This is a genomic window from Streptomyces sp. NBC_01506 (genome assembly GCF_045040295.1).
In the GTDB taxonomy this organism is placed as follows: Bacteria; Actinomycetota; Actinomycetes; order Streptomycetales; family Streptomycetaceae; genus Streptomyces.
In genome coordinates this window covers 5,360,096-5,369,663 of the sequence record NZ_CP109422.1, presented here as the reverse complement: position 1 = coordinate 5,369,663, position 9,568 = coordinate 5,360,096, and the positions used below count along the sequence as shown (strand labels likewise).

At 70.5% G+C, this 9,568-nt stretch carries 8 protein-coding genes; 5 read left to right on the top strand and 3 right to left on the bottom strand.

The features are described from left to right. The first annotated feature begins 29 nt into the window (after positions 1–29). The gene (locus tag OG329_RS23825; RefSeq protein WP_405797911.1) at positions 30–449 is read left to right on the top strand and encodes an ester cyclase; all 420 of its coding nucleotides are present in this window, start codon (positions 30–32) and stop codon (positions 447–449) included. 51 nt (positions 450–500) lie between these two features. Here the strand turns inward: OG329_RS23825 and OG329_RS23820 are convergent, their stop codons facing one another. After that, positions 501–980 (bottom strand): nuclear transport factor 2 family protein, encoded by a 480-nt coding sequence (locus OG329_RS23820; RefSeq protein WP_405797909.1) that lies wholly within the window; start codon positions 978–980, stop codon positions 501–503. Positions 981–1,113: 133 nt separating this feature from the next. Here OG329_RS23820 and OG329_RS23815 point away from each other — a divergent pair, with 133 nt between their 5' ends. Then, complete coding sequence (locus OG329_RS23815) at positions 1,114–2,043, top strand: SDR family NAD(P)-dependent oxidoreductase (RefSeq protein ID WP_405797908.1); 930 nt, start codon at positions 1,114–1,116, stop codon at positions 2,041–2,043. Continuing rightward, positions 2,040–3,518 (top strand): cytochrome P450, encoded by a 1,479-nt coding sequence (locus OG329_RS23810; RefSeq protein WP_405797907.1) that lies wholly within the window; start codon positions 2,040–2,042, stop codon positions 3,516–3,518. The genes OG329_RS23815 and OG329_RS23810 overlap by 4 nt, the downstream gene beginning before the upstream one ends. Here OG329_RS23810 and OG329_RS23805 read toward each other — a convergent pair. Beyond that, on the bottom strand, positions 3,503–4,603 hold the full coding sequence (locus OG329_RS23805) for a methyltransferase domain-containing protein (RefSeq protein WP_405797905.1): 1,101 nt from the start codon (positions 4,601–4,603) through the stop codon (positions 3,503–3,505). The genes OG329_RS23810 and OG329_RS23805 overlap by 16 nt on opposite strands. Positions 4,604–4,700: 97 nt before the next feature. Continuing rightward, positions 4,701–7,571 carry an FAD-binding and (Fe-S)-binding domain-containing protein gene (locus OG329_RS23800; RefSeq protein ID WP_405797904.1) on the bottom strand — a complete coding sequence of 957 codons (2,871 nt, stop codon included), beginning with the start codon at positions 7,569–7,571 and terminating at the stop codon, positions 4,701–4,703. A gap of 82 nt (positions 7,572–7,653) precedes the next feature. Between OG329_RS23800 and serC the strand changes: the two genes are divergently transcribed. Together serC and OG329_RS23790 are read left to right on the top strand one after the other, a co-directional pair. Further along, the gene (gene serC / locus OG329_RS23795) at positions 7,654–8,772 is read left to right on the top strand and encodes a phosphoserine transaminase (RefSeq protein ID WP_405797903.1); all 1,119 of its coding nucleotides are present in this window, start codon (positions 7,654–7,656) and stop codon (positions 8,770–8,772) included. 176 nt (positions 8,773–8,948) lie between these two features. Continuing rightward, positions 8,949–9,566 (top strand): Uma2 family endonuclease, encoded by a 618-nt coding sequence (locus tag OG329_RS23790; protein WP_405797901.1) that lies wholly within the window; start codon positions 8,949–8,951, stop codon positions 9,564–9,566. Positions 9,567–9,568 lie beyond the last annotated feature (2 nt).

Here is a 9,568-nt window from a genome sequence, read left to right as displayed (position 1 = left end):
ACCAATCAATCCATAAATGGAAGGTCCACATGTCGAATCTGCTGGAGAACAAGGCCGTACTGGAGCGCTACTACGAGGAATGCCTCAACAAGGGCAACCTCGACGTGATCTACGAGGGCGCCGGTGACGACCACATCAGCCACGGAACGGCCCCCAACGGCAAGGAGGGCGTCGAGCATCTCAAGGAGTGGGTGCGGCTCCAGCGCGCGTCCTTCCCCGACCTCCACGTGACGGTCGACGACTGGATCTTGGAGGACGAGAAGGTCGTCAGCCGGTTCACCGCTCGCGGTACGCACACGGGCGAGCCTTACGAGGGGGTGCCGGCCATCGGGCGGGAGTTCGCGGTCAGCGGCATCGTGATCGACGCGTTCGCCGACGGGAAGATCGTGGAGAGCTGGTTCTCGCTCGACGGGCTCGAACTGGCCAAGCAGTTGGGCGCGTTGGGCTGACGGCGCCGGCCCCGGCACCCGCCGGTGCCGGGGCCCTGGTCACCCCTGCGATCAGCCCTGCTTGCCGGAGCGCGCGGACGCGTCGGTGATGGGCTCGGCGTGCGCCTCCGCGTTGCCGGAGGCGGCGATGGAGTCCAGCGCCCGCTGGAGGACGACGGTGTCCTCGAGCGTGTGGATCTCGGTGATCCTGCCCCACTTCAGATACATGAACTGGGTCATGATGTTGTCGTAGCGCGTGCCGTCCGGCAGCGGCCCGCCGATCCGCACGCGCGTGGCGACCTTGGTCAGCCAGGGGCCACCGGAAATCACGATTTCCAATGGCTCGAAACCGGCGTCGGGAATCAGCCGGAATACCCGCTGCCACCACAGGCTCATCGCTTCGACCGTATGCCGCTCGCCGGAGAGCGCGTGCTCACCGTAGAACACATAGGTGAATTCGGGCGCCAGCGTGTCCACCATGGACTGCCAGTTACCGGCGTTGATGTCGGCAAATGCTTTACGGAGCTTGGCGGCGACAATCCGATGGTACATAAACTACCTCCCGAGCGTATGAGCCGCTTTGTCGTTGCAGCCCCTGAATAGTTTCTGCGAACGCCCCAATTGATACCACGGCACCCCGCACAGGGAATACCCCGACCATCGGGGCCGAGAATAGGAGAGTGATATGACGGCAACTTCGCCCGTGCTCATCACCGGCTGTTCCTCCGGTATCGGTCTCGCCAGCGCACTGCGGATGCACCGGGCCGGTCTGACCGTGTACGCCACGGCACGCAGGCCCGAAACCCTTACCCGCCTAGCGGCCGAAGGAATCCGGACGCTGCGCCTGGACGTCACCGACGAGGCGAGCATGCGGGCGGCCGTCGATGTCGTGGAGGCCGCGCACGGCTCGGTCGGCGCCCTGGTCAACAGCGCCGGATACGCCATGTCGGGCGTCGCGGAGGAGGCCGGACTGGACGACATGCGACGGCAGTTCGAGACGAATGTGTTCGGGCTGGCCCGGCTCAGCCAACTGGTACTGCCCGCCATGCGCGCCGCGCGGCGCGGGACCATCGTCAACATCTCGTCCGTCTTCGGCCGTTACGCGGTACCCGGCGGCGGCTTCTACCAGGCGTCCAAGCACGCGGTCGAGGCGTTGAGCGACGCCCTGCGGCTGGAAGTGGCCGACTTCGGCGTCCGGGTCGTCCTCATCGAGCCGGGCCCGGTGCGTACGACGGACTTCGGTGCCACCTATGTGGCCAACCTCAAGCCCATGACCGAGGACTACGACGAATTCCGCCGACGCACGGCCGAGTACTTCGACGCCATCTACACGGGCAGCAGGCGCACCCTGGCCGGGACCTTCGCCATCCAGTCCGACGACGTGGCCCGGGTCGTGGAACGGGTGGTCCGCAGCTCCCGCCCGCGCGCCCGCTACCCCGTCGGGCTCCTCGCCCGCTCCACCATCGCCCTGCGCAGGCTGGCCCCGGACGTCGTCTTCGACAACCTCTTCGTGCGGCGGGTGTTCCCGGTGCCCCGCGACGAGTCCCGCAGGCAGCCACCGCGCCCGCAACCCAGCCCGAGCCCCAGCCCCAGCCATGAAGGAGACCGCCGATGACCACGACCACAACCCCCGCGACCGCCCCCACCGGCACCACCACCCGGGCCCCCGGCCCCAAGGGAGTCCCGCTGCTGGGGAGCCTCGGCCCCTGGCGCCGTAACACCGCCGAGTTCCTGCTGGGCCTCCAGCGCGACCACGGGGAGACCGTACGCATGCGCCTCGGACCGATGACGGTCCATCAGATAACCGGCCCCGATGCCGTGCGGCAGGTCCTGGTCAACAACCACGCCAACTACGTACGCGGCCCGCTGTACGAGCAGTTCAGCGTCGTCATGGGCAAGGGGCTGCTCACCACGGACGGCGAATACTGGCGCGGGCACCGGCGGGCGGTCCAGCCGGCGTTCCAGAAGAACGCCATCCTCGACATCGTCCCCAACATCGTCACCGCCACGACGGAGATGCTCGACGAGTGGGAGGTCAAGGCCGCGCGCGAGGAGCCGGTCGACCTGATGACCGAGATGCTCAAGCTCACTCTCATCACGCTCAGCCGCTCGCTGTTCGCATACGACATCAAGCCCTCGTCGCGAATCCTCAAGCGCATCGTGGACGACGTGGTCGAGGTGATGTTCCGGCGCGGCTCGGCGTCCGAGATGATGCCGTCCTGGCTGCCGACCGACCGCAAGCGCAAGATCACCCGTATCCACCAGGTCTTCGACAAGATCGTCGCCGACGTCCGGGAGAGCTACGCGCGCACCGGCGAGGGCTCGCTGATTTCCCTGATGGAAGAGGCGAAGGACCCCGTCACCGGCGAGCCCTGGACCGATCAGGAGCTGCGCGACGAACTCCTGACCATCTATCTGGCGGGACACGAGACGACCGCGGTGTCGCTGTGCTGGACGCTGCTGTCGATCGCCAACCACCCGCCGGTGCAGGAGGAGTTGGACAACGAGATCGGCGAGGTCCTGGGCAGCGGGCTGCCGGACACACAGAACACCGACGCGCTGACGTACACCAAAATGGTGGTGGACGAGAGCCTGCGGATGCACCCACCCATCTGGATCTTCCCGCGCGCGGCGGTCGGCCCGGACAGCCTGGGCGGATACGACATCGAGGCCGGCTCGTCGATCCTGCTGTCCCCACTGGTGTCGCACCACAACCCGCGCCACTGGGACAACCCGCTGGCCTTCGACCCGTACCGCTTCACCCCTCAGGCGGTGAAGGAACGCCCCCGCATGGCCTACTTCCCCTTCGGCGCGGGCCCGCGCCAGTGCATCGGCAACACCATGGCCCTGCTCGAACTGCGCACCATCGTGACGATGATCAACCAACGCTTCAAACTGAGCATGATCCCGGGCCACGCGCTGGCCTACGGCTCCCCGGTGATCTCGCTCCGCCCCCTGGACGACGTCATGATCCACCTCACACCCCGCACCCCCACCGGCCCCGGCAACGGCACGGCCGTACCGGCACCAACACCTGCACCGCCGCTCACCTGCCCGGTCACGGGAGGCAAGGCTCAACTGGCCGACTGAGCAAGCCCGGTGACCGCCCACCGCGGCCCGGTGTCCCGGTCGTGGCTCCATACGTACTGGCTGTCGGGGGTGCGCGTCATGCCGAAGTCGTAGAGGTCCGGCCGGTCGTGGTGCTCCCAGCGGGCGACGGCCGTCTCGATCTCCTTGAGCAGGCGCCGCGGCCCGCCCTGGTACGCGGCGCCCGGCCCGTCCCCGTCCCCGGACGCGGTCAGAGTCGCCCAGGAGGTACGCCCGTCGTGCACCCAGGCCACCGGCCCGTCCCGGTCCCCGACGATGACCTCCACATCCGGCAGGACCACCCGCAGCGCGAACAGCAGGTGCGGATCGGCCAGTTGGGCCAGGTCCAGGGTGTGGGAGTCCTCGTCGTCGGCGGAGGCGTGGCCACGTACTTCCTGCCAGCCGAGGCGGGCCGGTACGTCGCGGGCGGGCATGAACAGGGCGAGCCCCTGGAACCAGCCGGTGGCGGACCGCCCGTCGTCCGCGACGGTGAGAGCGACATGCCCCATGCGCCCCCACGGGGTGACGATCCGTCCGCCGGGCCGGGTCTGGGCCACCCACTCCCACGGGACGGTCTCGACCGCGTACGTCGACTCGACCCGGTCGTACGGGCCACCCGGCGCGTGGCCGCGCTGCCCGTCCCCGGTGACCACGGTGACATCCGCCCCCGCCGCCGCCAAGCGGTCGCGCGCCGTCGCCGCGAGGCCGGGGTCGGCCTCCACGCTGATCACCCGCCCCGGCCCGGCGCGGCGGGCCAGGAGCGCGGCGTTCCAACCGGTGCCGGTGCCGAGTTCGAGCACCCGGTGGCCCGGGGCAGGCATCAGGGAGTCGAGCATGTCCACCACCACGGACTGACAGGACAAGCTGGAGGTGGCCCGTCCGTCCGTCACCTGGGTGACGGCCGGATCGCTCGGGCCGCCGTAGACCTCGTCCGCCCACCGCTCGGGCTCCGTCGCGCGGCTCACCGAGACGTAACCGTCACCGTCCCAGCGCCACAGCGTGTCGGGTGCGAACAGATGCCGGGGAACGCCGTCGACGGCCCCCCGCACCCACGGCGAGCCCTCGGGCCACCCACCCCGCACCGCCATGGCCTCACCCAACGCACCCCGCCGCTCGCCGTACACCCGGACCCTCCCTCTACGAGATCGTTCGGATACAGAGTGCTACATCGCAGGCCGTCGTCAACTAATCCCTGTCGTCCGAGGCGGACCGGCCGACCGGTCCCAGCGCCTCCGCCAGCACCTCCGCCAAGTGCCTCGCGCCCCCGCCCGCCAGTTGGTCCAGTTGCGTACGGCACGAGTAGCCGTCCGCGAGGAGTTCCGTTCCCTCCCCCGCCGCGCGGACCGCCGGCAGCAGTTGGTCCTCCGCGCAGGCCACCGAGACGTCGTAATGGCCCTTCTCGAAGCCGAAGTTGCCCGCCAGGCCGCAGCAGCCGCCGCTCAACTCGCCGGTGAGGCCCGCGCGTTCGCGCAGGCGGCGGTCCGGTGCGTCGCCGAGCACCGCGTGCTGGTGGCAGTGGGTCTGGCCCGCGACCGGGCGGTCGACGCGTGGGGGGTGCCAGTCGGGGGCGCACTCCTCCAGTGTCTCGGCGAACGTCCTTACGGACGCGGCGAGTCGGGCCGCGCGTGGGTCGTCCGCGAGGAGTTCCGGCAGGTCCGTCCGGAGCGCGGCGGCGCAGCTCGGTTCCAGGACGAGTACGGGTACGTCCATGTCGAGCAGCGGTTCCATCCGGTCCAGGGTGCGGCGCATCACCGCGCGGGCCCGGTCGAGTTGGCCGGTGGAGACGTACGTCAGGCCGCAGCAGACCTTCCCGGACGGCAGCGCGTGTGTGATACCGGCCGCGTCCAGGACCCGGACGGCCGCCTTCCCCACGGAGGGGGAGAGATATTCGGTGAACGTGTCCGGCCACAGGATCACCGCCGGGGCGCTCGGGCGCTGCCGTTTCTCCCGCCGCAGCCACCGCGTGAACGGCACCCGCGCCAGTCGCGGCAGTGAGCGCTCCGGCGCGATCCCGCCCATCCGCTTGGCCGGCGCGGCCACGCCCGGCACCCGTACCGCCGCGTTCAGCGCGGCCGCGAACGGCGCCGCCGCCCGCAGCCAGCGCGGCAGTTGGCCCATCGCGTAGTGCGCGGCGGGCCGCCGCCGGCCCGCGTAGTGGTGGTGCAGGAATTCCGCCTTGTACGTGGCCATGTCGACGCCCACCGGGCAGTCGCTGCGGCAGCCCTTGCAGGACAGACAGAGGTCCAGCGCGTCTTTGACCTCGGTCGAGCGCCAGCCGTCGGTGACGATCTCCCCGGCGAGCATTTCGTGCAGCAGCCGGGCGCGCCCGCGTGTGGAGTGCTGTTCGTCGCCCGTCGCCCGGAACGACGGGCACATCACCCCCGCCCCCGAACTCGGCCCCGCCACCCGGCATTTGGCGACGCCCACACAGCGCCGTACCGCCGCCGAGAAGTCACCCCCCTCGGCTCCGTCGTGCGGGTAGGCGAAGGCGACCTCGACGCGTTCGCGCGGCAGGACCTCGAAGCGCAGGTTCTCGTCGAGCCGGGCGGGCCGGGCGATCGAGCCGGGGTTCATCCCGCCCGCCGGGTCCCACACGTCCTTGAACTGGCCGAAGAGTCCGGTCAGTTCGTCCCCGTACATCGTCGGCAGCAGCTCCGAGCGCGCCAGCCCGTCGCCGTGCTCGCCGGACAGCGAACCGCCGTGCGCGACGACGAGAGCCGCGACGTCCTGCGAGAAGCGACGGAAGACCCGCACTCCCCGCGTGCTCAACAGGTCGAAATCGATGCGCACATGGATGCAGCCGTCGCCGAAGTGCCCGTACGGCGTGCCGCGCAGCCCGTGTTGGGCGAGCAGCGCGCGGAAGTCCCGTAGATACGCGCCGAGTCGGTCAGGCGGTACGGCGCAGTCCTCCCAGCCCGGCCACGCCTCTCCCCCGTCCGCGCTACGGGTCGCGGTGCCCGACGCGTCCTCCCGTACCCGCCACAGCGCCCGCACCCCGGCCGGGTCGGCCACGACCGTGCCGTCCAGGGCGTCGGCGGCCCGCATGATCCGCTCGGCGTGCGCCCGCGCCTCGGCGACGGTGGCGCCGCCGGTCTCCACGAACAGCCAGGCGCCGCCGCGCGGCAGATCGTGCGGGCCGGGGACGAGGTCGTCGGCCATGCCCTCGACGGTGAGCGGGTGGTACGGCAGCAGCCCGGCCGCCGCCTCGGCCGCCGCGCTCTCGTCGGGGTAGCCGAGGACCGCGAGCACCCGCGCGGGCGGCGACTCCACCAGTCGTACGACGGCTTGCGTGACGACGCCCAGCGTGCCCTCGCTGCCGCAGAACGCGCGGGCGAGATCGGTGCCGTTCTCGGGGAGCAGCGCGTCGATCGCATAGCCGGAGATACGGCGCGGGAGGCCGGTGGGGTAGCCGGTGCGCAGGAGGGCGAGGTTGCGCTCGACCAGCGGGCGCAGGCCGGTGGGGGCGCCGTCCCACCCCTTGCCGAGGCGCAGGGCAGCGCCGCCGTACGCGGTGACCGACAGCTCGTGGACGTTGTCGGCGGTCGTCCCCCACGCGACCGAGTGCGACCCGCACGAGTTGTTGCCGATCATGCCGCCGAGGGTGCAGCGACTGTGCGTGGAGGGGTCGGGCCCGAACGTCAGACCGTGCAGGGCGACGGTGTCGCGCAGTTGGTCGAGGACGACGCCGGGCTGCACGACGGCGGTACGCGCCTCGGTGTCGACCGACACGATCGAGCGAAAGTGCCGGGTGAGATCGAGGACGACGCCGACCCCGGTGGCGTTCCCGGCGATCGAGGTACCGCCGCCGCGCGGCACGACGGGGACGCCGTGCGTACGGCACACCTCCAGGGCCGCCGCGACGTCCGCCGCGTCGCGCGGGGCGACGACGCCGACCGGGACGCGGCGGTAGTTGGACGCGTCCATGGTGACCAGGGCGCGGGCGGCGGCGCGGAAGTCCACTTCGCCGCGGACGGCTCCCTTCAGATCCGCGGCCAACGCGGTGGCGTCCGCCGATGCCGATGCCGCCGCCTTCCTCTTCGTGCTGTGCTCAGCCATTCCCTCAGCATGCCCCGCCGACCGTGTCTCACGACGTGACCGCCCGCCGGACAACCGGCGGAAAACGTCTAGGCTGCCGCCCGTGGCCGATATTCAGATTCCCGCTGACATCAAGCCCGCCGACGGTCGTTTCGGCGCTGGCCCCTCCAAGGTGCGTACGGAGGCGGTCGACGCCCTGGCCGCCACCGGTACCTCTCTCCTCGGCACGTCCCACCGCCAGGCCCCGGTGAAGAACCTGGTCGGCGCGGTGCGCGACGGTGTGCGTGAGCTGTTCCAGCTCCCCGAGGGGTACGAGGTGATCCTGGGCAACGGCGGCTCCACCGCCTTCTGGGACATCGCGACGCACGGTGTGATCGAGAACAAGTCGCAGCACCTGAGCTTCGGCGAGTTCTCGTCCAAGTTCGCGAAGGCGGCGAAGCTCGCCCCGTGGCTGGCCGAGCCGAGCGTCATCTCCTCCGAGCCGGGCACCCACCCGGCCCCGGCGGCCGAGGCGGGCGTGGACGTGTACGCGCTCACGCACAACGAGACCTCCACCGGTGTCGCCGCGCCGATCAAGCGCGTCGCGGGCGCCGACGAGGGCGCGCTCGTGGTGGTCGACGCCACGTCCGGCGCGGGCGGTCTGCCGGTGGACATCGCCGAGACCGACATCTACTACTTCGCCCCGCAGAAGTCCTTCGCCTCGGACGGCGGCCTGTGGATCGGCGTCTTCTCGCCGGCCGCGCTGGAGCGCGCCGCGCGCGTCCACGGCTCGGGCCGGCACGTCCCGGAGTTCTTCTCGCTGCCGACCGCGATCGACAACTCGCTCAAGAACCAGACGTACAACACCCCGGCGCTCGCCACGCTCTTTCTGCTGAACGAGCAGTTGACCTGGCTGAACACCCAGGGCGGCCTGGACTTCTCGACCACCCGCACGGCCACGTCGGCGCGCACGCTGTACGGGTGGGCGGAGTCGTCCAAGTACGCGACCCCGTTCGTGGTCGACCCGGCGCAGCGCTCGCAGGTCATCGGCACGATCGACTTCGCGGACGAGATCGACGCGTCGGCGGTCGCCAAGGTGCTGCGCGCCAACGGCATCGTGGACACGGAGCCGTACCGCAAGCTGGGCCGCAACCAACTGCGGGTGGCGATGTTCCCCGCGATCGACCCGGCGGACATCGAGGCGCTGACGGCCTGCGTCGACTACGTGATCGACAAGCTCTGACGCACGCGTAGCCCCACGTACGCCCCGGCCCGGTCGACACCGACCGGGCCGGGGCGGACGTGTTTCACGGCATCGACGGGGGCCATCACTCTTACGCGTGAAGGATCACGCTCACGACGTATCGGGCTGTCGCGACATACGATGATGGTCTCGACACCAGCCATCAGGAGGCCCGCATGTCTGCCGCAGCAGCCGAGCACCCCTGGGACGGCCCGCCGGAAAGCCAGCTTGAGGCCGCCGACAGCGTCATGGAGCGGCTTCCCGGCTACCGCGTCGAGATCATCGGAGGCGTCATCGCCGTGACCCCACCCGCAGACGGCGCCCACGCACGGCCCATCAAGAAGCTGACCCGCTCCTTCGAGGATGCTGGACTGGACGAGGGGGAGTCCGAGGTATATCAGGGGATCGGCGTGTGGCTACCCGCCGGTCCGGGGGGGTTCGCCATCCCGGACCTCTCCCTTGTGGACGCCGACTTCGAAGACCATCTGATGCATAACAAGTGTTACGACCCCGCCGTCTTCCGTCTGGTCCTCGAAGTCACCTCCAGCAACTACCAGCAGGACCTGCGGAGCAAGGTCACCGCTTATGCCGAAGCGAAGATCCCCGTCTACCTGATCGTCGACCGCAAGCACGGTCGGCTCCACGTCCTGACCGAACCCGTCGCCGGCGACTACACCAGCCACCGCATCCACGCGCCCGGCGAGCAGGTCGTCCTCCCCGACTCCATCGGCGCCGAGGTGAAAGTCGACGTCTCCGCCCTGCTCAAGGCAGGGGAGCCCCGGAAAGCGACCTGACG